The sequence below is a fragment of the Ralstonia sp. VS2407 genome (assembly GCF_052950655.1).
On sequence record NZ_JBRFVG010000013.1, the window covers coordinates 51,661 to 75,179 of the forward strand.

The 23,519-nt window shown below is 64.8% G+C and carries 19 protein-coding genes and 1 tRNA gene; 5 read left to right on the plus strand and 15 right to left on the minus strand.

What is annotated here, in order from left to right; translation table 11 throughout:
• Positions 1-272: 272 nt before the first annotated feature.
• On the minus strand, positions 273-1,835 hold the full coding sequence (locus ACU8YE_RS19580; protein WP_446929420.1) for a methyl-accepting chemotaxis protein: 1,563 nt from the start codon (positions 1,833-1,835) through the stop codon (positions 273-275).
• Between the two features lie 525 nt (positions 1,836-2,360).
• Positions 2,361-4,355 (minus strand): CocE/NonD family hydrolase, encoded by a 1,995-nt coding sequence (locus tag ACU8YE_RS19585; RefSeq protein ID WP_446929396.1) that lies wholly within the window; start codon positions 4,353-4,355, stop codon positions 2,361-2,363.
• Between the two features lie 526 nt (positions 4,356-4,881).
• Between ACU8YE_RS19585 and ACU8YE_RS19590 the strand changes: the two genes are divergently transcribed.
• From ACU8YE_RS19590 to ACU8YE_RS19605, 4 genes are all read left to right on the plus strand, one after another.
• The gene (locus tag ACU8YE_RS19590) at positions 4,882-5,163 is read left to right on the plus strand and encodes a DUF7696 family protein (protein WP_232040369.1); all 282 of its coding nucleotides are present in this window, start codon (positions 4,882-4,884) and stop codon (positions 5,161-5,163) included.
• Between the two features lie 131 nt (positions 5,164-5,294).
• Positions 5,295-5,385: transfer RNA gene (locus tag ACU8YE_RS19595), tRNA-Ser, on the plus strand.
• Positions 5,386-5,535: 150 nt separating this feature from the next.
• Positions 5,536-6,003 (plus strand): (2Fe-2S)-binding protein, encoded by a 468-nt coding sequence (locus ACU8YE_RS19600; RefSeq protein ID WP_260802287.1) that lies wholly within the window; start codon positions 5,536-5,538, stop codon positions 6,001-6,003.
• Complete coding sequence (locus ACU8YE_RS19605) at positions 6,000-8,297, plus strand: molybdopterin cofactor-binding domain-containing protein (RefSeq protein WP_446929397.1); 2,298 nt, start codon at positions 6,000-6,002, stop codon at positions 8,295-8,297. The genes ACU8YE_RS19600 and ACU8YE_RS19605 overlap by 4 nt, the downstream gene beginning before the upstream one ends.
• A 73-nt stretch (positions 8,298-8,370) precedes the next feature.
• Here the strand turns inward: ACU8YE_RS19605 and ACU8YE_RS19610 are convergent, their stop codons facing one another.
• The 12 genes from ACU8YE_RS19610 to lpxO all read right to left on the minus strand — a co-directional run bounded on the left by ACU8YE_RS19610 (position 8,371) and on the right by lpxO (position 22,216).
• Complete coding sequence (locus ACU8YE_RS19610) at positions 8,371-8,961, minus strand: peroxidase-related enzyme (RefSeq protein ID WP_446929398.1); 591 nt, start codon at positions 8,959-8,961, stop codon at positions 8,371-8,373.
• Positions 8,958-10,850, minus strand: a complete 1,893-nt coding sequence (locus ACU8YE_RS19615) for a CMD domain protein (RefSeq protein ID WP_446929399.1) — start codon at positions 10,848-10,850, stop codon at positions 8,958-8,960. The genes ACU8YE_RS19610 and ACU8YE_RS19615 overlap by 4 nt, the downstream gene beginning before the upstream one ends.
• A 5-nt stretch (positions 10,851-10,855) precedes the next feature.
• Positions 10,856-12,424, minus strand: coding sequence for an ABC transporter substrate-binding protein (locus tag ACU8YE_RS19620; RefSeq protein WP_446929400.1), 1,569 nt, complete (start codon positions 12,422-12,424; stop codon positions 10,856-10,858).
• A 52-nt stretch (positions 12,425-12,476) separates the two neighbouring features.
• Positions 12,477-13,478, minus strand: coding sequence for an ABC transporter ATP-binding protein (locus tag ACU8YE_RS19625; protein ID WP_232040363.1), 1,002 nt, complete (start codon positions 13,476-13,478; stop codon positions 12,477-12,479).
• Positions 13,475-14,479: an ABC transporter ATP-binding protein gene (locus ACU8YE_RS19630; protein WP_446929401.1), complete on the minus strand. Its 1,005-nt coding sequence runs from the start codon at positions 14,477-14,479 to the stop codon at positions 13,475-13,477. The genes ACU8YE_RS19625 and ACU8YE_RS19630 overlap by 4 nt, the downstream gene beginning before the upstream one ends.
• Positions 14,476-15,405: an ABC transporter permease gene (locus tag ACU8YE_RS19635; protein WP_232040361.1), complete on the minus strand. Its 930-nt coding sequence runs from the start codon at positions 15,403-15,405 to the stop codon at positions 14,476-14,478. Before ACU8YE_RS19635 ends, ACU8YE_RS19630 begins: the two co-directional genes overlap by 4 nt.
• Positions 15,402-16,385 (minus strand): ABC transporter permease, encoded by a 984-nt coding sequence (locus tag ACU8YE_RS19640; RefSeq protein ID WP_260802294.1) that lies wholly within the window; start codon positions 16,383-16,385, stop codon positions 15,402-15,404. The genes ACU8YE_RS19635 and ACU8YE_RS19640 overlap by 4 nt, the downstream gene beginning before the upstream one ends.
• Positions 16,382-17,881, minus strand: a complete 1,500-nt coding sequence (locus ACU8YE_RS19645) for an FAD-dependent oxidoreductase (protein ID WP_446929402.1) — start codon at positions 17,879-17,881, stop codon at positions 16,382-16,384. Before ACU8YE_RS19645 ends, ACU8YE_RS19640 begins: the two co-directional genes overlap by 4 nt.
• Positions 17,878-18,852, minus strand: a complete 975-nt coding sequence (locus ACU8YE_RS19650) for a LysR family transcriptional regulator (protein WP_446929403.1) — start codon at positions 18,850-18,852, stop codon at positions 17,878-17,880. Before ACU8YE_RS19650 ends, ACU8YE_RS19645 begins: the two co-directional genes overlap by 4 nt.
• A 166-nt stretch (positions 18,853-19,018) precedes the next feature.
• Positions 19,019-20,170 (minus strand): ABC transporter substrate-binding protein, encoded by a 1,152-nt coding sequence (locus ACU8YE_RS19655; RefSeq protein ID WP_316871403.1) that lies wholly within the window; start codon positions 20,168-20,170, stop codon positions 19,019-19,021.
• 211 nt (positions 20,171-20,381) lie between these two features.
• A complete protein-coding gene (locus ACU8YE_RS19660; RefSeq protein WP_024975409.1) occupies positions 20,382-20,999 on the minus strand; it encodes a BPSL1445 family SYLF domain-containing lipoprotein in 618 nt (205 codons plus the stop codon).
• A gap of 314 nt (positions 21,000-21,313) precedes the next feature.
• Positions 21,314-22,216: a lipid A hydroxylase LpxO gene (gene lpxO / locus ACU8YE_RS19665; RefSeq protein WP_232040357.1), complete on the minus strand. Its 903-nt coding sequence runs from the start codon at positions 22,214-22,216 to the stop codon at positions 21,314-21,316.
• A gap of 261 nt (positions 22,217-22,477) precedes the next feature.
• On the opposite strand from lpxO, the gene ACU8YE_RS19670 reads away from it, so the two are divergent.
• Entirely contained in the window at positions 22,478-23,038 is a 561-nt protein-coding gene (locus ACU8YE_RS19670) for a hypothetical protein (protein ID WP_316871406.1), read from the plus strand.
• A 12-nt stretch (positions 23,039-23,050) separates the two neighbouring features.
• On the opposite strand, the gene ACU8YE_RS19675 is transcribed toward ACU8YE_RS19670, so the two are convergent.
• On the minus strand, positions 23,051-23,443 hold the full coding sequence (locus ACU8YE_RS19675; RefSeq protein ID WP_232040355.1) for a hypothetical protein: 393 nt from the start codon (positions 23,441-23,443) through the stop codon (positions 23,051-23,053).
• Positions 23,444-23,519 lie beyond the last annotated feature (76 nt).

Below are 23,519 nucleotides of genomic sequence, written 5' to 3' on the forward strand. Positions count from 1 at the left end.
TGGACAGACTGCGCCGCGAGTCTGGGGTCTTCGCTTGCATGGTGGCCTTCGTCGGCAAGGTGGGCCGTGCGCGGCCCCGGCTTGCTCCGCCGTGAATGTCGAGCGGAGCAAGTTCACTTTGCGTCGTGCATGCAAGCCCGCCAATGCAGCGGAAGTCACGAACGACGGCCTAACGAAAGACACAGGACACCAAGAGAAAACGCCCGCAGCCTTTCGGCGGCGGGCGCAATGACAGCTTGGAGATGACAACTACTACGGTGACAGTGCCTGGCTCAGGCGTGTGCAGCGTGCGGATCGACGCGGAAGAAGGACATCGCAGCGTTCAGCTCTTGTCCCTGGTCCTGCAGCGATTGTGATGCGGCTGCGGCTTCTTCCACCAGCGCCGCATTGCGCTGCGTGACTTCATCCATTTGCGAGATCGCCTGGTTGACCTGTTCAATGCCGCGCTTCTGCTCGACCGAGGCGGCGGCAATTTCTTCCATGATGTGCGTGACGCGGGCCACGGCCTGCGTGACCTCCGTCATGGTCTCACCAGCTTGGCCCGCCAGCGTGGAGCCATCGTGAATGCGCTCCACCGACGAGGCGATCAGTTCCTTGATCTCCTTGGCCGCCGTTGACGAGCGTTGCGCCAGGCTGCGCACCTCGCTGGCGACCACCGCAAAGCCGCGGCCCTGCTCGCCTGCGCGTGCGGCTTCCACGGCGGCATTCAGCGCGAGGATGTTGGTCTGGAACGCAATGCCTTCGATGATGCCGGTGATGTCGGCAATCTTGCTCGAACGGTCGCTGATGTCCTGCATGGTCGATACGACCTGGCTGACGACCGTGCTGCCCTTGAGCGCCACTTCAGACGCAGTGGAGGCGAGCGCGGTGGCGTGCTGGGCGTTGTCGGCGTTCTGCTTCACGGTGGACGTCAGCTCTTCCATGCTGGCTGCCGTTTCCTGCAGCGACGATGCCTGTGCTTCCGTGCGTTGGCTCAGGTCGGCATTGCCCGCCGCGATCTGTTTGGCTGCGCCGGCCACGCTGGTGCTGCTGTCGCGAACCTTGTCGACGATCTCGGTCAGGCGGCCGTTCATGTCGCGCAGGGCAGAGAGCAGGTAGCTTGTCTCATCCTTGCCTTGTACCTCGATGCGGCTGCTCAGGTCGCCGCGTGCCACCGTCCGCGCGACATCCACAGCGGTGCGGATTGGCTGCGTGATCGAGCGCGTGATGATGATCCCGGCGATCACCGCCAGCAGCACCGCGCCGATCGACAGGCCGGCCAGCAGATTGCGCTGCATGACGTACTGCGCCTCATACGCCTGCACGAGCTGCTCCTGGCGCTCGTGCGTGTACGTGGCATACGCGTCGGTGGTCTTGATGAGGGCGGCCAGCAGCGGGCGGCACTCGTTGTCCATCTTCTGGATGGCTTCGTCGCGTTTGCCCGCCAGTGCCAGCCCGACGATGTCGGTCGCCACCGGGCCGTACTGTGCTTCCACGCGGTTGATGTCTTCCACCAGCTTACGGGCGCGGTCGTTGGTGTCCTTGGCGCCCGCAATCATGTCGTTGAGCTGCTTGAGCTTGTTCTTCACATCGTCGTGCGCCTGAAAGACGTCGGCCTTCTCCAGATCCAGGTCTTTTTGCGTGACCACGAGAACCAGGTTGCGTGCGGCGATGGCGCGGCGATCCACCGCCGTGCGCACGTCGTTTGCCACATCTGCGCGGGCGCTGATGCCGTGCACGTAGTTCGAGAACCCTTCCGTCGATTCGGACAGCGCCCGCAGCGACATGCCCGATACCACGACAACAATGGCTGCCAGCACGCCAAAGCCGGTTGTGAGCTTGGCTTTGATGGTCATCTGAGAAAGGTTCACTGCGTCCTCCGGTTTGCTGAATGGGTTGAGATGTGGTCGGGCACCGGAGCGGCTTAGAAAGAAAGACGGTCGGCGACCACGTTGTTATGTGCAACGACTGCGTACTTGAGAAAGGTGCAGGTTATGTCACGGTATGACCGATTTGTATGCGTCGGATTTTTGGAGCTTCACCGGGTTATCGGCATTGAAAAGAAAATCCTGAATAACATTCTTTCTGAGCGTTTTCACTTAATGCAAATTGTGGGCCTTTGTTTTGCCGGTGAAACCTTGTCTGGCAAGGCCTGGGCGCCATTTTTTCGAATCGTGAGACGGATTATGCAGGCTGGATGGCGCCAACGTTTTCCTACTCTATTTGCGTTATTTATATTCAGATGTTGATATTTTCACTACAGTATTCGCGATGCGCGGTTTTACGGATGCAATTGGCGGATTACATATTTTGGTGGTGCCCGATATCCAAAGAAAACGGCCCGCGAAGCGGGCCGTCAGATCACCGCGGACGGGCGCTTGCTACAGCGCCGTGGCCGGCACCACGGGCAGCACAACCTTGGAGGGATGGGCCGCATCGCTGTAGATCGTCAGCACGCCGACGAGCGAGTTGAGCAGCGTGGGCAGTGGCGGCACGCCTTGCGGCAGGTTGCTGGCGCCCACGGCCACCCGCAGCTTGTGGCCCTTGGCGATGAGCGCACTCGTCGGGAACACCTCCACCGGCACCATGACGGCCTGGCCCGGCATGAGTGCCTGCACGGAGCTTGGGGTGAACGGATGCCATGGCTGGATCATCAAACCATTCATCGTGCGGGAACGGCTGGCGTCCACCGCGCGAAGCGAGGCTGTCTGAAGCCCATCGGTGAGTGGCGTGACGTTCCCCGCCGCGTCCACGTCGTCAATGCGGACCGAGACGCCGGCATCCAGAGCGGTGGTCGAGATCCAAACATCGGCCTCAATCGGCCCGTTGAGGTAGACATCCGCCGGCATGGGTGGCGTCTCGAACTTCACGTCGGCGGCTTCGGCGATGGTGTCGTCGGTCTGGCATGGCAGCGGGAGGAAACCCGTCAATCCAGCCGTCCATTGCGACAGGCTGATCGAACATGCGCCGTTCAGTGGCAGCTGTGCGACCGTGTTGGACGCTTCGTTTGCCGCAGGCGCGGTGGCCGACAGGCTCTTGTCGCCGCGCAGGAAGAGCTGCTGCGCCTGCACCTGCGGATGCGGCCAGTCTGTAGCGGTGGCGTAGTGGCCGAGGCCGCTCACGTATTGCGTGACGTTGGGCTGCGCATCGGCGCCCACGTTCATGCCTTTGACGTACTGGTCGAACCATTGCAACTGAATGTGGTTCAGCGGCGGCACGCCATCGACCGGCAACCCGCTTCCCAACGCGGCCTGCAGATGTGTCCACGGGCCGATCAGCAGCTTGGCCGGTGCCTGCGTCTTGATGCTCTCGTACGTGAGTGGTTCACTGCGCTGGAAGAGATCGTGCAGGCCGCCCACCACGAAGGTCGGCACCTTGATCTTGCCGTCGTTTTCCAGCGGCGAACGCGTCGCCCAGAATGCGCCGTCATATGCGGTGGCGGTCGTGCCGAGCAGCGCCTGCAGCATGGTCGGCAACTGGAACGTCGTGACCGCAGACACCAAGTGCTGCAGCACGGCCGGCAAACCGATCGTGGGGTCTGTCACCAGCGTCGGATCGGTCAGGCTAAGCACTGATACCAAACCGAACCACGCCGGGATAAAGGTCAGGTTTGTCTGCCCACCCGTGAAGACGATGTCGCGGTAGCCATCACCGATCGGCACGATAGGGAAGGCCGCCTTGACCGCGGGATGGTTCTGCGCCGCCGTGATGACCGTCGTGATGCCGAGGTACGACACGCCGTAAAGGCCGATGGCGCCGTTGCTCCACGACTGCTGGGTCACCCAGTCGACCACGCGGCCGTAGTCGCTTTGCTCATCGGCGCCAAAGGCGTCCCATGTACCTTGCGACTGGCCTGTGCCGCGTACGTCCACCACCACCGTCGCGTAGCCGTGCTGGACGATGTACGGATCGGCCGCGCCGAGCGCAGCGCCAATCGAGGCTTCGTATTGCGCGTTGCCACCGTTGTACGAGGTTTGCACCAGCACCGTGGGGAACGGGCCGGCGGCGGCGTTGCCCGATGCGTCGGCCGGCAAGGTGACATAGGCCGCGAGCTTCGTTCCGTCGGGCATGGTGATGTACTGCGTGGCTTGGCGCGCGACGCCCGCGTAAAGCATGGGCGGGTTGTAGTCGACCCACTTCGCGCCCGCGTTGCTCTTGATGGATGTTCCCGGTTGCGCCGGTGTGGCACGCGTACCCAGCGTGGTCCAGTTGGCTGCGGCTGGCTGCACCGGCTGCGTGGTGTTTGAATCTGCGGCGATGCTGTTGGCGACGGTCGAGCCGTCACCGCCGCCGCAGCCCGACAGTGACAGCGCCGCGCACAGCAGCGCCGACATCAGCATGCGGCCGCGCCGCACGTGTGGGTTACCCATTTGCATGGGGTGTCTCCTCTTGAATGCTTTTGTTGTGTGTGGGGGGAGGGCGGCGTGCCGAGGGTGGCGGCACGCGGCCGATCGCTTCCGGTTCGGAAGCGGAGCAAGCGAAGAGGCCGGCGCAGAAGAGGGGTGGGTGACACGACCGACCGCGCGCCAGCGGGCTTGGGCGCACGGATAAAGCACCAAGCATGCCCACGGCGCGATACCCGCAGATGGCGCTGTACGGCGATGTGGCACGTCCGTTGGGTCTCGGAACGCTACCGGCGTTACGTAACGTTCCGCGTAACGCGGGGCCTGATGCCGCCGTTTTCAGATGAGAAATTCGCACCCCACCAACGGAGGGATGCTGCCCGCCAAGCCCCGTCCACAGGGCGTTTCAAACAGATCAAAACGACAACGCGTGCATGCAAAAAGTGCGTGTGGACCGGCTCATCGGTGTTGGCATGGACGTTGCGTATTCAGGCTGCGCGCCCGGCACAGGGCGCCACACGAAGAGCGCAACAACAGCACAGACAGCAAGGGGCCCATCATGAATCGCACCGTTCAAGACGTCGAAATTGCCGCTGCCATCGACTCGGACCTGCTCCGCCGCCGCGAGCAGTTTGTTGGTCAGCCCGCCGCGTGGCGGGTGTGGTCAGAAGCCGCTCATGTCGCCACATTGAATGAACGCGCACGTAACGCCTTTATCGAGCACGTGGCCAACGCCCGCGGTGCCGATATTGCCCTGCGCCTGCTGCTCAAAGCGCAGTCGATTCGCGATCAGGTCACGCAGACGCTGCTGACGAACGAGACGCCAGCCACGCTGCATTGAGTTACGCGAGGGGATGCCGGCCGCGCCAGATGTGTCGGCGGTGGGATGCAAAAGGCCTTGTCGGGAGACCGGGCCTTTTGTTTGTGAGGGAACTTGGCGAGCCGGCACGGTGTGCTACAATCGCGGGCTTCGGAGAGATGGATGAGTGGTTTAAGTCGCACGCCTGGAAAGCGTGTATAGGTTAATAACCTATCGGGGGTTCGAATCCCCCTCTCTCCGCCAGGAATTCAAGGCCCGGGCACGCAAGTGCTCGGGCCTTTTTGCATTCCGGGCCGTTGCCATGTCGAGGTGGACCACTATTGCTGACCTCAGCCGTTTGAACGTACGCTTGGCCAGCAAAAAAATCACACAAGCCAAGGAGACCACCGCCCCATGGATTTGGACGTCAACCACAAGCCGGTCAGCGTTGATTGCGACCCGGCCACGCCCCTGTTGTGGGTGCTGCGTGACCACCTGAACCTGACCGGTACGAAGTTCGGCTGCGGCGTTGCGGCATGCGGCGCCTGCACGGTGCACGTGGACGGCACGGCCGTGCGGTCCTGCGTGCTGCCGGTCGCGGCTGTCGCCGGCAAGCACATCACTACCATTGAGGGACTTGCCGGCGCCGAGGGCAAACGCCACGCGTTGCAACAAGCCTGGATAGATGAGCAGGTGCCCCAGTGCGGCTACTGCCAATCCGGCATGCTGATGGCCGCGGCGGATTTGCTTGCCCAACACCCCGATCCGAGCGATGCCGACATCGACGCGGCCATGACCAACATCTGCCGCTGCGGCACATATCCGCGCATGCGCGCCGCCATCAAGCGCGCCGCCAAGGCGTTGCGGGAGGCCCGCGCATGAACGCGAAGACAACGAAACCGCGTAGCGGACGCCGCCGTTTCCTGCTCGGCGCGCTTGGCATTGGTGGCGCACTGGTGGTGGGTTGGGGCGTCATGCCGCCGCGCAGCCGCGTGGGCGATCCGGGCGTCTTCCCCGAGCACAACGGCGAGATTGCGCTGAACGGCTGGATCAAGATCACCCCCGAAGGCAATGTCGTGCTCGCGATGCCGCGTGTGGAGATGGGGCAGGGCATCCACACCGCGCTCTCGATGCTGGCGGCAGAAGAGCTGGACATTCCGCTCTCGCGCGTGAGCATCGAAAGCTCGCCCGTGGAGCGCATCTACGGCAACGTCGTCGCCATGGGCGACAGCTCGCTGCCGCTGCACCCCGATAGCGCCGACAAGACCTGGGCACGCGCACTGCATTGGATCATGGCCAAGAGTGCGCGCGAGATCGGCCTCATCATCACCGGCGGCAGCAGCAGCACCGCCGATGGCTGGCAGCCCGTGCGCGAGGCCGCCGCCACGGCGCGTGCGGCGCTGGTGGAGGCGGCAGCGCGTGAATGGAACGTGTCGGCTGCGCAAGTCAGCATCCGCGAAGGCCAGTTGATTGGCCCCGGCGGCAAGCAATCCACGTTTGGCGGCATGGCTAAGTCGGCGCGCGGTATTTCTGCGCCGTCCACTGTCACGCTCAAGCCGGCTTCGCAATACCAGTTGATCGGCAAGCCGGCGCCGCGTAACGATCTCGCGGCCAAGACAGATGGCAGCGCGCGTTTCTCCATCGACACGCGCCTGCCCGGCATGCTGTATGCCGCCGTCGTGATGTGCCCGGTGTTTGGCGGCAAGCTCAAGACCTTCCAATCGAAGGCCGCGCTTGGCATGCCGGGCGTGCGTTACGTGGTGCCGTTCGAGGGCACCGCCGGCGGCGCACCTGGCGTGGCAGTGGTGGCAGATCATTACTGGCAGGCGCGTCAGGCGCTGGCAGCGCTGGAACCCGTGTGGGACAACGGCCCGCATGCCAAGCTCGATTCCGAAGGCATCCGGCAGCAGCTTGTCAGCGCGCTCGACAGCGACAAGGGCGGCTTCACGTACCGCTCGATGGGCGATGGCCTGAAAGCCTTCGACAAGGCCGATGGCGCCACCATCGTCGAAGCGGAGTACACCGCGCCGTATCTCGCGCACACGACGATGGAGCCGATCAACTGCACTGCGCAGGTAACGGCGGACGGCGTGCATCTCTGGGCGCCCACGCAGGTCGCCACGCTCGCGCAACTGGTGGCGGCGCGCGCGGCGGGTGTCAGCGGCGACAAGGTGCGTATCGACATCCCGTTGATCGGCGGCGGCTTCGGGCGGCGGCTGGAATCGGATTTCATCGGCCAGACCGTCACCATCGCCACAAAGACCGAAGGCAAGCCCGTGCAGGTCATCTGGTCGCGTGAAGAGGACGTTCGCCACGACTTTTATCGCCCGCAGGCCATCGCACGGCTCAAGGCGCGTGTCGAGAACGGCAAGGTCACGGCGATTGCGTCGCGCAGCGCCGGACAATCGATTCTGGCGGGCGAGCTGGATCGCCTGTTCGGTGCGCCGTCTGTGGGTATCGACCGCTACACCGCCGAAGGCCTGTTCGATCTGCCGTACGAAATCGAGCACGAGCACATCGCGCACCTGGCAGTCGATCTGCCGGTTCCCGTGGGGTTCTGGCGCAGCGTGGGGCACTCGTACAACGGGTTCTTCATGGAGGGCTTTCTCAACGACGTGGCGGCGGCAGCCAAGCTTGACCCGTTGGCGATGCGGCGTGACTTGCTGAAGGCCCATCCGCGTGAGTTGAAGGTGTTGGACACGGCAGCGCAGGCGGCCGGTTGGGGACAGCCGCTGGCACCAGCCGCCGACGGCGCACCCCGTGCACGCGGCATTGCCTTGCACCCGAGCTTCGGCTCCGTGGTCGCGCAGGTCGTGGAGGTGTCGATGAAGGACGGCAAGCCGCGCGTGCATCGCGTTGTGTGCGCGGTCGATTGCGGCACGGTGGTCAATCCGGGCATCGTTGCGCAGCAGATGGAAAGCGCGGTCATTTTTGGCCTGACGGCAGCGCTGTATGGCCGGATCGATATCAAGAACGGGCAGGTCGTGCAGTCGAATTTTCCGGACTATCCGGCGCTCAAGATGGCCGAGACGCCTGTCATCGAAACGCACATCGTGCCGAGCACGGCAGAGCCCAGCGGGATGGGCGAGGTGGGTGTGCCGCCAATCGCTCCGGCCGTGGCCCATGCCGTGGCGCAGTTGACCGGCAAGCCGGTGCGGCAACTACCGATGGTGTGACGCTGCTGCATTGAAAACGAAAAAGCCGCAGGTTCGCGCCTGCGGCTTTCTCTTTGGAGGGGTGCTGCCCAGCTCAGGTTGCGTCCGGAAACACGGGTTCGCCCAAATTCAGCATCAGTCGATTCGCCCACGCAAAGATGGCCACCGCGTGGATCAGGTCGAGAATCTCCGCGTCGGTCAGGCCAGCGGCCTTGAGGGGCTGCAGGTCTTCGCCGCGCACATCGCCCGGGCGCAGTGTCAGGTCGATCGAGAACAGCACGATGGCACGCTCACGCGCATTCGTGCCTGCGATGTGCGGGTCTTCAAAAACCTGCTTGATCACGTCGTTGCGCTTGGCAAGCTGCTCGAAGCGCTGCGCGTGGACAGACGCGCAATACACGCAGCCGTTGACGCGCGACACCACGGCGCTGGCGAGTTCGCGCTCCGCACGCGACAGGCCGCCCGGCGCATACATGATCGCGTTGAACGCCGCCGAGCGCTGACGCAGGATCTCTGGCTGGTGAACGAGAAAACGGTAGTAGTCAGACGTTTTTGCCTTCGGGTGGCTTTCTTCCAGCACGGCGATCTGCTCGGGCGTGGCGCGGTCGAGGTCGACCACATCGAGCCACGCGTGCCACTCCAGCGATTCGTTGGTGAAGCCGTGGGCGCGGATGATCTCGGTCATGCTGCGGTCTCCGTGGAGGCAGTGGCGCTGCCGGTGCCGGCGGCTTCGCCAAGTGCACGCAAGCCGGCGACGAGCCGCGTCTGATACGACAGGAAGGCGATGAGCTGCGCGAGCGTTACCACGTCGGCCGTGGCGAGGCCCGCTGCGGGCAAGCGCAACAGCGCGTCTCGGTCCCCCTCGATGGGGCGCTCCACGAGCGTGCGCGTGAAGGTGAGGATGGCGTGCAGGCGCGCGTCGGTCAGCGTGTCGATATCGCCATGGTCCACCGCTTGCAGCGCAATTGCGTCGACCGGCGTGTTCGCGAGGCGTGCGCGGTAGTGGTCAGCCAGTTCCGGCGCGGGCGTCAGACGGCACGCGTACAGCGCCACGAGCAAGCGTTCGCCCAGCGTGAGGCCGGGCAAGGCAGCGTCGAACAATGCGTCGTAGCTGCCCTGGGTGGCCGTTGCGACCTTTTCGCGGGCGTGGCGCAGCGCATGCGTGGGGCTGCCGTCGCCAAGGTCGGCAACCTGGTCGACCACATCTTGTGCGGGCGTGAAATCCATCGATGAAAGACTCCGAGAATCAGGTACGGAGGCGCCGCGCGCAGCCACCGCGCTGGCGAGGAAGCGTCGCACCGCTGCCCACGATTGGGCGTCCGCGCGGGCGTTGGCGCGTGGCTCGCCGCCGCCGGTGCTGATGCGGCCCGACACCGGATGCGCATAGACGAGCTGCGTGGTCGGCACGTACGGGAACACGATGGCGTGGCCCGCGCCTTCGTAATCGAAGTGCTGGACAGGGTAGGGGTGGCGTACCTCGGCCAGTTTGGCCGTCACCATGCGCGCGTAGTCGCTTGAGGGCCAGGAGCCGTCATCCGCGGCCGAGAGCAGCAGCACCGGCCCGCGTGCGTGCTCGATGCGGATACGCGCGCGCGCCACGGCGTCGGCATCCTGCAGCGCCGTGCGGATAGCGCGTTCATGCCGATGCGGCGCGGGGCCCTCGTCAAACGGTGCCCAGGAAGCGGTGCGGTTGCCTTCCCACAGGTGCGGCAGCGGCTGACCGCGATACAGCCACGTCGGGCCTTCGCGGCCGACAGCAGGGTCCGCGGCGTTCTGCCCGCTGTGCACGACGGCGCCCGGCACGTAGCCGATGACTGCAGACACCGCCTCAGGGAATGTCGCGCCCAGCAGCAATGCCAGTTCACCTCCACGCGACTGCCCGCTCACGGCAACGAAGTCGTGCAGCGGCGCCACGCGTTTGCGCAGCCAGGCGAGCGCGCGCTCGAAATATTCCAGCGGCGTATTCGAGATGTAGTCCGACAGCCCCGGCGCCTTGAAGTACGCCAGCGCGAATGCCGCATAACCGTGCGAGGCATACAGCGCCGCGCGCGGTTCGTTGATGCCGCCGCCCGACCCGTTGAGGATGAGCACGGCCGGGCGCGGGCCCGGGTGCGCGTACGGGTCGGGCAGGTACAGCGTGCCGACCAGGCCCTCTTCGTTGTCCGGCGCGCGCACATCGTGGCGAGTCACGCCCGGCGCGGCCAGCCGTTGTAGGAAGCTGGCGTGGACCGACTCACCGTTGGCAGTGGCGGTGAGCGTGGTCGTCAACGGCTCTGTTGCCGACAGCGCAAACACGTCGCGCGCCTTGCCGTCGTCGGGGCGCTGGCTCCAGATAAGGCCCATCGCGCTGACGCCGGTGTAGTCGCCCGAGACGGGAGCGTCGCGCGTGAGGTTCACGGTGCCTTGGGCGTCGGCGACGAACGCGGCGCGGCTGTGCCACAGCACGCCGTTGCCGCGACGCGTTTGCGCGACGATGCCGACCTGGGCGCCGGGCACAAGCCCCGTCACGACGATGCCGCGCGATACGTCGATCAGGTCATCCGCCGGCGTGACGCTGAGCGCGAGCGTTCCCATGGCGCTTACTTGCCGTCCTTGGTGACCATTTGGGCTGCCGTGCGATCGCTCGTCATCGGCGTTACCTTCAGGCCCTTCTTGGCGGCCCACACGTTCTGGTAGTGGTACAGCGGCATCACGCCCACGTCATCCGACACCAGCTTGACCGAGTGGCGCAGGATGGCCGCGCGCTTTTCCACGTTGAACTCTTCAGTGGAGGCGTTCAGCGCGTTGTCCACGGCGGGGTTGCTGTAGTGCCCCCAGTTGGAGGCACCCAGTCCCTTCTTGGTGTCGACCGTGGCCAGCACGTTGACCAGCGCGTAGCTTGCCTCGCCCGTGCCGTTGCCCCACGCCAGCATGCTCATCGCATATTCATTCTTGTTGGCGCGGCCGGAGTAGACCGACCAGGGCACCACTTCCACGCGCGCCTTCACGCCGATGCGGGTCCAGAACTGCGCCACCGCCTGCGCTGTTTCGGGGCCTTGCGGGTAACGGTCGTTCGGCACGTGCATCACGAGGTTGAAGCCCTGCGGAAAGCCCGCGTCGGCCAGCAGCTTCTTGGCCTGCGCCGGGTCGTAGGCGATGTCCTTCACGTCGGGGTTGTAGCCGTACGTGTCCGACGGCATCCACTGGTTGGCGACGGTGGCGGCGCCTTGCAGGATGCGGTCGACGATGGCCTTGCGGTCGATGGCGAGCGACAGCGCGCGGCGCACGCGCACATCCAGCAGCGGATTGTTCGGCAGCGGCTTGCCGTCGTTGCCGGTGATGTAATCGTTCGGCCCCTTGCGGAAGCTCGGTTGCAGCAGCATCACGCGCAGGCCCGGATAGGCGAACACCTTCACGTTGGGCGACTGGCGTAGGCGGGCAAGGTCAGACACCGACACCTTGTCGATAACATCCACTTCGCCTGAGAGCAGGTTGGCCGTGCGCGCAGCAGCGTTGTTGATGTAGCGGTAGTTGACCTTCTCCCAGAGTTGTTTGCCGCCCCAGTAGTTGTCGTTGCGCGCCATCACCACGCGGTCGCCAGGCACATACGAGACGAACTTGTACGGGCCCGTGCCCACCACGGCGCGGCCGGCGTTGTAGTCCTCAGTCGACGATTTTTCCCCCACGTGCTTGCTGACGATGTGCACGGATGCGAGGTTCAGCGGCAGGTCCGGGTTTGGGATGTTCGTCTTGATGATCAGCGTGAGCGGGTCTTTGGCCGTGACGGACTCCACCGTGCGCAGATAGCCGGCGAACGTTGCCACGCTGCCCGGCACGCTGCGCGCGCGTTGGTACGAGAAGATGACGTCATCGGCCGTAAACGGCTGGCCGTCGTGCCATTTCACGTTCGGGCGCAGCTTGAATTCCCAGGTCTTCGGGTCCAGCGTCTTCCACGACAGCGCCAGGCCCGGCTGCAGCTTGTTCCACTTGTTTTCAACCAGCAGATCCCAGAAATGCACGTCGACGGAGCGGTCGCCAGCGTGGTTGTTCAACTGAGGGTCCAGCGACGACAGCGGATCGGCAAAGGCGATGTTCAGCGTCTGCGCGCTGACAGCGCCAGCGGCAGTCAGCACGGCAACGGCAAGCGATGAAGCGAGGAGGCGTTTCACGTTGATTTCCCTTTTCCCTTTTTGTTGGAATCGTTGGCTTATTGCAGATCGTTCAGATCGCGTCGTTCAAGTGGCAGGCGCTGACGTGGTTGACCGCAATGCCGCGCAGCGTCGGTGTTTCGGTCTTGCAGCGGGGCATGGCGTGCGGGCATCGCGGGTGGAAATGGCAGCCGGTGGGCGGGTGCAGCGGGCTCGGCATCTCACCCTGAATGGCGGTGAACGTCTTGTGCCGGGCCGACAGACGCGGGATCTCCGCCAGCAATGTCTGCGTGTAAGGATGGTTCGGGCGGCGGAACACTTCCTCCGCCGTCGCCGATTCCACCACGCGGCCGAGATACATGATCACCACGCGGTCCGAGAGGTGCTCCACCACGCCAAGGTCGTGGCTGATGAACAGGTAGGTCAGGTTGAGCTGCTCGCGCAGGTCCATGAACAGGTTCAGGATCTGCGCCTGGATCGACACGTCCAGCGCGGCCACCGCCTCATCGCAGACGAGCATCGACGGCTGCACCGCCAGCGCGCGCGCGATGCCGATGCGCTGCCGCTGGCCGCCGCTGAACTGATGCGGGTAGCGGTCGCGCAGGGCGGGGTCCAGGCCCGCGCGCTGCATCTGCGCAGCGACGTAGTCGGTAAAGTTGGCGCGGTCGGTCAGGCCATGCACGCGTGCCGCCTCGCCAACGATCTCTTCCACGCGCAGGCGCGGGTTGAGGCTCGCGTACGGGTCCTGAAAGATCATCTGGATCTTCAGGCGCGCCGCGCGGGCTTCTTCTGCGGAAAGCGTGTCGACAGCCTTGCCGTCCACGCGCACCTCGCCGGCCGAGGGCGGCATCAAGCCCGCAGCAATGCGGCCGAGTGTGGACTTGCCGCAGCCCGATTCGCCGACGAGCCCCACGACTTCACCGGGCTGGATCGCAAGGTCGACACCGTCGACCGCACGAACAATCGCCGGCGGATGCGCCAGGCCAAAGCGCTGCAGAACGCGATCGGCCGCGCCGACCTTGCGATCGCCAAAGCGTTTGCTGACCTGTTTGAGTTCAACGAGAGGTGTGCTCATGCGACCTCCCGCGAGGACGCGTGCTGCGCGCCCGGATGGAAACAGCGCACGAGGCGCTCAGGTATCAGTTGGGTGATTTCCGGAGCGGCGCCGCAGACATCGGTGGCGCGCGGGCAGCGCGCCGCAAACGCGCAGCCCGCGGGCAGCGACAGCAGGTTCGGTGTCATGCCGGGAATCTGGCGCAGGCGCTGGCCGCGGCGGTTCTCGCTGGGCAGGCTGTCGATCAGGCCCATGGTGTAGGGGTGCAGCGGGGCATCGAGCACGGCATCCACCGGCCCGTGTTCGACGATGCGCCCGGCGTACATCACGGCCACCTCGTCGGCCAGCCCGGCCACGACAGACAGGTCATGCGTGATCCAGATCAGCGCCGTGCCGTGCATGCGCGCGAGCTTCTGCACTTCGGACAGGATCTGCGCTTGGATGGTCACGTCCAGCGCCGTGGTCGGTTCGTCGGCAATGATCAGGTCGGGCCGATGCAGCATCGCAATGGCAATCGCCACGCGCTGGCGCATGCCGCCCGAAAGCTGATGCGGATAGGCGCGCAGCCGTTCTTCGGGGCTCGGAATGCCCATCAGACCGAGCGTGTCGCGCGCATGGTCCCACGCCTGTTTGTGGCTCATGCTGCTGTGCGCGCGCACGGCCTCGATCATCTGGGCATCGATGCGCAGCACGGGGTTGAGCGTCATCATCGGGTCCTGGAAGACCATGGCGATGCGGTTGCCCTGCAGCTTGCGTAATTCGCGCGGAGGCAGTTTGGTGAGGTCGCGCCCTTGGTAGAGGATCTCGCCGCCGACCACGCGGCCGGGCGGGTCCACCAGGCCCATGATCGAGAAGCCGGTGACGGACTTGCCTGAGCCCGACTCGCCCACCAGCCCGAGGATGCGCCCGCGCGCGAGCGAGAACGACACATCATCCACCGCCGGCAGCACGCCTTCGCGCGTGAAGAAATGTGTGCGCAGGTTCCGGACTTCGAGGGTGGTCGCGTTGGTGGACGCCGTCATCGTTGCGTCCTCGGGTTCAGCACTTCACGCAGGCGGTCGCCCACCAGGTTGATGGCCACCAGCGCCAGCAACAGCGCGATGCCCGGATAGAAACTGATCCAGTACTGGCCTGAGAGCATGTATTGGTATCCGTTGGAAATCAGCAGACCAAGAGACGGCTCGGTAATCGGCACGCCCAGGCCCAGGAACGACAGCGTGGCCTCCAGCGTGATCGCGCGCGCCACCTGCAGCGTGCCCACGACGATCAGCGGCGGCAGGCAGTTCGGCAGGATGTGCCTGAGCGCGATGCGCCAGCCGGGCAGGGCGAGCGAACGCGCGGCTTCTACGTATTCGCGGCGACGCTCGACCAGCGCTTGCCCGCGCACAGTCCGCGCGTAATACGCCCACTCCAGCAGCACCAGCGTCAGCACGACATTCGTGATGCTCTTGCCGAGATAGGCGAGGATCATCATCGCCACCAGCACGGATGGGAACGACAGCAGCAGGTCGACCGTGCGCATGATGAGGCTATCGACGCGGCCGCCGGCATACGCCGCAATCAGCCCCATCAACGTACCGATCACCGCCGCCACGGCTGCCGAACCGATCCCCACACCCAGGCTGATGCGCAGGCCATAAAGGATGCCGGAATATAAGTCACGCCCCTGGCCATCCGTCCCGAGCCAATACGTGAACGTGCCCGTGCCGGAAGGCGACCCGGGTGGCAGTCGCGAGTCGAGCACGTCGAGCTGCATCAGGTCGTACGGATTCTGCGGCGTGATCCAGGGTGCGGCCAGCGCGGCCAGAATCAGCACCACCACAACGACCAGCCCGAAGATAGCGGCCTTGGAGGCGAGGAAATCCGACGCCACGCGCCGCCAGGGTGATTGCCTGCGCGGGGCTGACACCGTCGTCGCCGTCGTGGATTGCGAAGTCGTATTCATCATGCAGCCTCCGCGTTATCGGCCGCACGCACGCGTGGGTCCAGCATCCGATACAGGATGTCGACGATCAGGTTGAGCGACACGAACAGGCACACCACCACGATGAGGTAGGACACGATGACCGGCCGGTCCAGCGAGTTGATGCTATCGAGAATCAGCTTGCCCGCGCCGGGCCACGCGAAGATGCTCTCCGTCACCACCGCAAAGGCGATGGTCGAGCCCAGCTCCAGGCCGAGCACCGTCACCAGCGGGATCAGCGTATTGCGCAGCACGTGCGCCAGCACCACGCGCAGCGGCGACAGGCCCTTGGCACGCGCGAATTTCACGAAGTCCTGCGGCAGTACCTCGCGCACGCCGGCAGAGGTCAGCCGCAGCACCAGCGAGAGCTTGAACAGCGACAGGTTGACCGCCGGCAGCACAAGGTGCCGCAGGCCATCCACCGTTAGCCACGACCATTCGATGCCGAAGAGGCGTGCCGTTTCGCCGCGCCCGCTGGCGGGCAGCCAGCCCAGGCTCACGCTGAACGCCATGATGAGCATCAGGCCCACCCAGAACGTCGGCAGCGAAAAGCCCACCACACTGCCCGTCATGAGCAGGCGCGACACCGGATGGCGCGGATACAACCCGGCGAACAGCCCCAGCGGCACGCCGATCACCACCGCGATGATCAGCGCCGAAAACGCTAGCTCCAGCGTGGCCGGCAGGCGCTGCAGGATCAGTTGGATGGCTGGCTCGTTGTAGACGAAGCTCTTGCCCAGATTGCCGTGCAGCGCGCCGTTCAGGAAGGCGAGGTACTGCTCCCACAGCGGCTTGTCCAGACCCAACTCGGCAATGATGCGTGCGCGGTCGATCTGGTCCACGTCCTGGCCGATCAGGATGTCGACCGGGTTGCCGATGGCGTGCAGACCGATGAAGACGATCACCGTCATCACCAGCACGACCAGCAGCGCCTGGCCGATGCGGCGGATTAGCCAACCTGTCATCGTGCAGCCTCCTGGCCGGAAGTGGCATTTGCTTCCACACCGGGCGGTGGGGCGGGGGTCCATTCATCGCCGAAGATCTCCGGCTCGGCGTAGGCCTGGATGGCGGCGTAGTGCGCGTCGATGTCTTCCTGGTACAGCAACCCGGCAATGCCCTGCGCCAGCCGCTTCGCACCTTCGCTGATGGCCGGGATGTCGCCCGAGACACTGCCGTGCGTGACCGACGCCGGATAACAGAAGCAATGCACGCGCGACAGGCCGGGCAGCGTGCCGGGCGTCTTCTCGCGAAATTCGAACGCGTGGCCGAGGTCGGGCGAATCGGCGAGTTCAGCGTCTTCCTCGCCGGGGCGCGGGGTGTAGCGGTCGCGCCATTGGCGAATGTGCGGTGCCAGTGCGCTGAATTCCGGGCGCGCGGCCCAGTCGGTGCGAAAGCCTGTCGAGAAGATCAGGAAGTCCAACTGGAATACGCCCTTTGTGGTGGCCACGTGCAGCACGCCGTCGTGCTCGTCCACGCCCAGGATGCCGCAACCGAGGTTGAAGCGCGCATTCGGATGTCGCGACACACGCAGCGTGCTGCCGCGCGGCGGAGGGACCTGCTCGACATTGATGTAATGGCGGATGCGCCATTTCCATGCGTCGGGCAGGTGCAGGTGGCCGTGCACGAGCCCCGGGCTGCCGGCGCCCTTGCCCTTGTTCACGCGCGGCAGGTCGGGGCGGCGGATCAGCATGTCGACGCTGGCAGCGCCAACCTCAAGCGCCGTGGCAGCCGAATCCATGGCAGACGCGCCAGCGCCGATCACGCCCACGCGCTTGCCGGCAAGCGCGCCGTAGTCCATCTCGTCAGACGAATGGGCCCACCAGCGGCGCGGCAGCCGATGCGCGAAGTCGGGCACGGATGGGCCGCCCAACCCATCACGGCCGGTAGCCAGCACCACGCGGCGCGCAAACACACGCTGCGTCAGTTGGCCCGGCGCGTCGATCAGCAATTCAACGGCGCCATCCACGCGCGGGTGGATCGCCTTCACGTAATGATCGTTGCGCACGTCCAGTTGCAGCACGCGGCGGTACCAGCGCAGGTAGTCCATCCATTGCAGGCGCGGAATCTTGTCGAGCACCTCCCACGCATCGGTGCCGAACTGCGCCTCAAACCATGCGCGAAACGTCAACGCCGGCAGGCCGAGCGCGGGGCCGGTCAGCTGTTTGGGCGAGCGCAGCGTTTCCATGCGCGCGGTCGTTGCCCACGGGCCTTCGAAGCCGGCCGGGGAGCGGTCGAATATCACCACGCCGATGCCGAGATGCTTGAGCGATGCGGCTGCCGCCAGGCCGGCCATGCCGCCCCCGATGACGGCCACATCCAGCACGGGCTGCCCTTCCAACGTGTGGGGCAGCGTCCAGTTTTTTGCGGGAAGTTCGAGCCACGAGAGGTCCTGATGCAAGCGGGCTTCCAGCGCGGCGAGCCCGGTGACTTGCAGCGCGTTGTCTTGTGGTGCAACGGTCATGCGGACGCGCCTTCGGTTTCGTTGATGGATTCGCCATACACCATCTGCAGCATGCTGGCATGGCGTGCCGGATCGTGCAGCTTGCAGTCCGGCAGCAGGCGCTGTGCCGCGCGCGCGAGGGCGTCGGTCAGTGAGGTCACCGCCGCCGAGGGCCGCCTGGCCTCAGGCGTGATCACGCCAAAGAAGAAGGGGATGTCGGCGTCGATCGGGCGCACGGTCACGCCGTCGATCGGCACGCCGTACGCCGTCACGGGCTCCAGCAACGCGACACCCAGGCCCGCACGCACGGCGGTCAGCGCATTCAGCGAGGCGTTCGTCTCGATGAGCGCGGTGGGTTCCACGCCGGCCTTCGCCAGCGCTTGGTCCAGGCGTCGGCGCAATCGATAGGGGTTGTGCATGGTGATGATGCGCTGTCGGGCGCAATCGGCCAATGCGACGCGCTTGCCGGCGGCGAGCGGGTCGTGTGTCTGCACGGCAGCCACGCACGCCGCTTCGCCGATCCAGTGCACGGTGACGCCACGATGCTCCAGCGGCAGGCTGCTGAGGCCAAGGTCTGCCGCGCCGGTGAGCACCGCGTGCACAACCTGCTCGGGCGAGGCGCTGCGAATCTGGATGTGCTGCGCGAGTTCCGGCTCATCGGCCAAGGCCGCGGGCAGCAAGCCGGCCGCCAACGCGGACGTCGCTGCCAGGCGCAGCGGGCGTGCCTCGCCGCGCGCGATTTCTTCGGCACGCGTGCGGATCTGCCGTAAGCTGATCAGCGTATGCTCAACGTCTTCGTACAGCAGGAAACCTTGCTCCGTCGGCGAGACGCGCGGCCCCGCGCGGGTGAACAGGGCATAGCCGATTTCAGCTTCCAGATCCTGGATGAGCCGGCTGATGGCGGGCTGCGAGCGTCCCAGCAGCTTGCCCGCCGCGGTGACGCTGCCGGTCGACATGACCGCGGCAAACGCTTCGAGTTGTCGGAGTTCCATCCGCCTGTTTGATCCCAGTCATGCATGTAGTTCGTGCATTCTGGTAGAGGCAGTATGCGAGTTCCAAATAGTATTTTCTTATGTACTCATGCGTTTTTCGCTGGCAACCGCTATTTCCTGCGGTGCAACAACTGCCGAGGCAGGCTGCACCGCAGCGCAACCACATCTATTTCACGAAGGTGCCGTTCGGCCCGATCACTGTCAGCTCGACATAGTTCGATCCCTTACGCAGGTTTGGACCGTAGTGGACTTCCAGGCCGCCCAGGTCGATCGTGCCGGCCGATTCCAGCCCCGAGACAAAGCTGGCCCGCGTGGGCGACTTGCCTGCACGCTTGAGCCCCTCGACCAGCACGCGCGCGGCTGCGTAGCCTTCCATCATCGCGTACGACGGCGTCACGCCGGCAGACTTCGCGCTGGACTCCAGCTCCCGTCCCAGCAATGAGGTCGAGCGCACCGGTGACGGCATCACCTGTGAGATCACAACGCCGCGCCCCAGCGCCCCGAGCGATTTCGCAAACGCCAAGCCGGCGTTGTTGGACAGCGCCGCAATCTGCGTCACCGTGCCTTGCTTGTTGAGCGCCTCGATCATGGCGCGCGCAGTCGTGCCCGGGCAGGCCAGGATCACCGCTTGCGGCGCGAACTTGCCAACGTCTGCGGCCGCCTTGGCGACGTCCGGTTTCAGGCGGTCGACGGTGAGGATGCTGTGCGCGTCGGCGGGAAGCTTTTTCGTGGCGTTGTTGAAGCCGATCTCGGTGTCCTTGCCGAAGGTGTCGTTCACGTTGACCAGCGCGAGGCGTCGCAAGCCTAGCGTGTCGAAGTAATGCACCAGCTCGGCAATCTCTGCCTGGTATTTCGCGCGCACGACGAAGAGCAGCGGATCGGGCTGATCGAAGAACGTTGAGGCACCGGTGGACGGCGCCACCACCGGCGCGCCCACCGGCCGGGCTTCGGTCATGATCGCCTCGGTATTCGGGGTGCCGCGCGGCAGGAAGAGGGCAAAGACCTGTTTATCGAGCAGCAGCGCGTGCGCGTGCTTCTTCGAGGCAGCCGCATCAAAGCCGTCGTCTTCCGAGATCAGCTCGATCTTGCGTCCATTCACGCCGCCCGCGCGGTTCACGGCATCCAAGTAGAGCTTGGCGCCCTGCGTCATCTCCTTGACCTGCTCGCCGGCGGGGCCCGTGAAGCCGGCGGTCTGGCCGATGACGATCTTGGTGTCGGTGATGCCCGGTTCGGCCATCGCCTGGCCAGACGCCAGCAACAATCCCGCCAGCCACGCGCATGCAATGGCGCTGCGCAACGCAGCGTTGCGACCTGTCATGTCTCCCCCTTTTTTCTGGGTGATTGTTTTGTCGTATGCCGATACGGCAGCGTGCACCGCAGCATCGGCCGGACGATGCTAGCTGAGAAGCCTCGCGTCGCCCCTCCGGATTTCCCTAGGGCTGCAACATTGCTGCAACGCTTCATGCGGGTTCCGCGCAAAAAAAAACCGCCGTACGAGACGGCGGCATTGGCGTGCAGCGAAGCGCCGGTCAGTTGTTCTGCTTCGTGATCTTCGTGCCCTCGATCGACGCGCCGGCCATCAGGCCCGCGTTGGTCAGGTTGAAGCCGATGATCGGCTGCTGTGCGGTGTTGGTATCGACCGCGCCGTTCGCGCCGATCTTTGCCAGCGCCACGGTGGCATCCACGCCGGCTGTCCAGCCTTGGCTAGCCTGGAATTTCTGCAGCGCTTCATCCGTCATGAACAGGATGATGAGCGCACGCGATTGCGCACCAGCCTGGAAGCCCACCGAAGCGGAGGCGATGTTGTAGTAGCCCAGCGGACGCCCGCCGCCGGTGCGCAGCACGCCTTCGCCGTATTGGCCACCCACCACAAAGCCGGCGTTCAGCACCGACGGGAACACGAGCACGCCCTTGGCGCGTCCGACCAGCTCGCGGGAGCCGTTGGCCGTGGTGTACAGGCGCGAGAGCACGGAATCGGCCTGCGAGTTGGTGGTGGCGTGCTTGTTGGTGGACGACATCACGTCGGAGCCCTGTGCATTGGGGCTGGTCGTGGTACAGGCCGCGATCTGGGTACCGAGCAGTGCGACAGCAGCAAGCGCGGCGGCGCGGGTGACGATGGTCTGGCGGCTAATGAGGTTCTTTTTCATGGCGATTGATCTCACTGTCTTTGTTGTTGACGAGGGACACAGGCACACGCGCATCCCGGCTCTGACTCGGTCCCATGCATTGAGCAAGGGTGTCGACCAAGGTGGAGCAAGCGGCGTGCCCGCCATATCGCATAAGCGCCGGAGCGCTCAATTCCTGACATTAGGCGAGATTTGTGCCCCATGTGGCGCTTTTGCTTCACTGCTTTGTAAAAACGCAAGCCGACCGCAATGCAGGTAGCTTTGTCACGCGCAACAAAAAACCGGCGCTTCAGGCCGGTTCTTTGTGCAAAGCAGGAGAGGGGGAGGGTTGGCGGTCAGATCCAGATGATCAACGCTGCCACGCCAATGATCAGGCCGAACTTCACCACGTAATAGACCTTGCGGTTCCATGCCTTGAAGCGGCGGCGATACTGGCCCATCACCCACACGTAGCGGAACAGCTTGTTGATGCCGCCGGTTTGGTCGCCATCATCGTTGGGCGAGCTGGCAGCAGTCATGACCTTGCGGCCCAGCCATTTGTTGATGCGCTGTGCCCAGCCGAATTTCATCGGGCGTTCGATATCACAGAAGAGGATCAGGCGATCCTTGTCGGAGGCGTTTTCGGCCCAGTGCAGATAGGTCTCGTCAAAGACTACGCCCTGGCCGTCGCGCCAGCTGTGGCGCTCGCCGTCGACTTCGATGAAGCAGCGGTCGTCGTTGGGCGTGGACAGGCCAAGGTGATAGCGCAGCGAGCCGGCAAATGGATCACGGTGCGGATTCAGCTTGCCGCCCGGCGGCAGCTCGGCAAACATCGCTGCCTTCACGCTGGGTAGGTCACGCAGCAGCGCGACGGTCTGGGGGCAGAGCTGTTCAGCTGAAGGGTGATGGGCTTCGTACCACTTCAGGTAGAAACGCTTCCAGCCATTCTTGAAGAACGAGTTGAAGCCGGCGTCGTCGTTCTTCTCGGCAGCCTTGATCTTGCGCAGGTTGATGAGCGCCAGGCCTTCGTCGCGGATCTGCGGCCACGCGGCCTGCAGCTTTTCCAGATCCGGAAAGCGCTCGACCGGCACATACGGCGTCTGCGGCACGCCCGAAAACGCGTACATGAAGCAGTTGACCGGCGCGACTACGGCCGAGTGGTCGAACATCTGGCGCCAGAATTTCAGGCGCACCTTGCCGCGAAAGTGCACGTACAGAATGGAGCCCAGATAGAGGGCTACGATAATCCACTTGATCAAGGCGATTTCCTTGCCGCACAGAGGCGGTCAGCAATTGATTGCATGCGCTGGCAGCGCAATCTGGCATTTTACCCGTGGCGGGACCGCATCGCGTAGGTCGTCGCCAACAGCGCACGGTGGCTTGGTGACGCCACGTTACCGTTTGCGCTGCTTTTGCAATAAGGAACCTCTGTGTTCATTTGTCGTGAAATGTGCGCCGCGTTCTACAATCCAGCTTCGCCAGCCCGGCACCATAGCCGGGGGCGATTACCGGAGGGAGCGATGGACGTCAAAAAGCGCGACGAAGAATCCAGCGACATGCCGACCACCATTGGCATCGTGCCGGGCAATGCGGAATCGCTGGACGCGTCCATCCGCCGTGCTCAGGAAGCGCTGTCCGCGGTGTCTGCCCGCTTGGCAAGCCGGCCTGCACCGCCGCGCCCGAACCCGGCGACAGATCGCTTCGTTGAAACCGACGACACCATGTCCCCCGCAGAAGCGCGCGCCCTGGCCGAACGTTGCATCGCTGGCGAGTCAGCGGAGCCCGCAAGCCTGGCGCGGGCGTTTTCCGCATTGCTTGGGCAGATCGATGGGTTGGAAGCCGACCATGCCGGCCGGCGCCGCGTGCTGCGGCAGTGGATGGTGAGCCAGCTCACCTACAAGATGCTGTATCTGCACCACACGGGCCAGGATTCGACCGTGCCGCCGCGTGCGCTGCGCGCTCAGAAAGAGCGGGTGAAGGCGCAGGTTTCGGCATTGCTGGATGCCGGGCGCTCCTACGCCGATGTGCGCCTGACCGACCTGCGCTTTGCCGAGGATGGCAGCGCCGCAGGTCAGGGCTAGGCGATCAGGCGATCAATCCTCGTCGTCGTCCGGTTCGGAGTCGAGGAAGTCGCGGCGGGTGAGCCAGTCGGCGATGGCTTGGTCGCAGGCATCCTTTAGCTTGGACTTGTTATCCACCTTGTCGAACAGCGTGAAGTTCATCAGCGCCAGGCCCAAGTCCGTGATGTAGAACATCCGCTTGGGGTTGTCGAAGTGGACGATGCGGCCGTCGATGTCGCCTTCGTCTTCCGGCTCGGCCGGTGCGTCTTCGAGTTCGACCACGCGGCAGGTGAAGCGCGGCGCGCGGGTGTGCGTCAGATATTCGAATTCATCGTGCGACACTTCGCCGGACGGTGTGACGGCAATGGCGAAGCCCCAGATAAAGCGCGGGGTCGGCAGATCCGACAGCTCGTCGATTTCATCCATCCTTGTTTCTCCAGTCTGATGACGGCTTGTATTAACGGCGCATTATCGCGCGACCCGTGCTGCACGGAAAGCACAA

Coding starts and splice junctions, on each gene's coding strand:
- ACU8YE_RS19605 (WP_446929397.1), top strand. CDS start 6,000: ATGAACGCGAAGACAACGAAACCGCGTAGCGGACGCCGCCGTTTCCTG.
- ACU8YE_RS19645 (WP_446929402.1), bottom strand. CDS start 17,881: ATGACCGTTGCACCACAAGACAACGCGCTGCAAGTCACCGGGCTCGCC.
- ACU8YE_RS19670 (WP_316871406.1), top strand. CDS start 22,478: ATGGACGTCAAAAAGCGCGACGAAGAATCCAGCGACATGCCGACCACC.
- ACU8YE_RS19580 (WP_446929420.1), bottom strand. CDS start 1,835: ATGACCATCAAAGCCAAGCTCACAACCGGCTTTGGCGTGCTGGCAGCC.
- ACU8YE_RS19600 (WP_260802287.1), top strand. CDS start 5,536: ATGGATTTGGACGTCAACCACAAGCCGGTCAGCGTTGATTGCGACCCG.
- ACU8YE_RS19585 (WP_446929396.1), bottom strand. CDS start 4,355: ATGCAAATGGGTAACCCACACGTGCGGCGCGGCCGCATGCTGATGTCG.
- ACU8YE_RS19675 (WP_232040355.1), bottom strand. CDS start 23,443: ATGGATGAAATCGACGAGCTGTCGGATCTGCCGACCCCGCGCTTTATC.
- ACU8YE_RS19630 (WP_446929401.1), bottom strand. CDS start 14,479: ATGACGGCGTCCACCAACGCGACCACCCTCGAAGTCCGGAACCTGCGC.
- ACU8YE_RS19610 (WP_446929398.1), bottom strand. CDS start 8,961: ATGACCGAGATCATCCGCGCCCACGGCTTCACCAACGAATCGCTGGAG.
- ACU8YE_RS19655 (WP_316871403.1), bottom strand. CDS start 20,170: ATGACAGGTCGCAACGCTGCGTTGCGCAGCGCCATTGCATGCGCGTGG.
- ACU8YE_RS19615 (WP_446929399.1), bottom strand. CDS start 10,850: ATGGGAACGCTCGCGCTCAGCGTCACGCCGGCGGATGACCTGATCGAC.
- ACU8YE_RS19660 (WP_024975409.1), bottom strand. CDS start 20,999: ATGAAAAAGAACCTCATTAGCCGCCAGACCATCGTCACCCGCGCCGCC.
- ACU8YE_RS19650 (WP_446929403.1), bottom strand. CDS start 18,852: ATGGAACTCCGACAACTCGAAGCGTTTGCCGCGGTCATGTCGACCGGC.
- ACU8YE_RS19635 (WP_232040361.1), bottom strand. CDS start 15,405: ATGATGAATACGACTTCGCAATCCACGACGGCGACGACGGTGTCAGCC.
- ACU8YE_RS19625 (WP_232040363.1), bottom strand. CDS start 13,478: ATGAGCACACCTCTCGTTGAACTCAAACAGGTCAGCAAACGCTTTGGC.
- ACU8YE_RS19640 (WP_260802294.1), bottom strand. CDS start 16,385: ATGACAGGTTGGCTAATCCGCCGCATCGGCCAGGCGCTGCTGGTCGTG.
- ACU8YE_RS19590 (WP_232040369.1), top strand. CDS start 4,882: ATGAATCGCACCGTTCAAGACGTCGAAATTGCCGCTGCCATCGACTCG.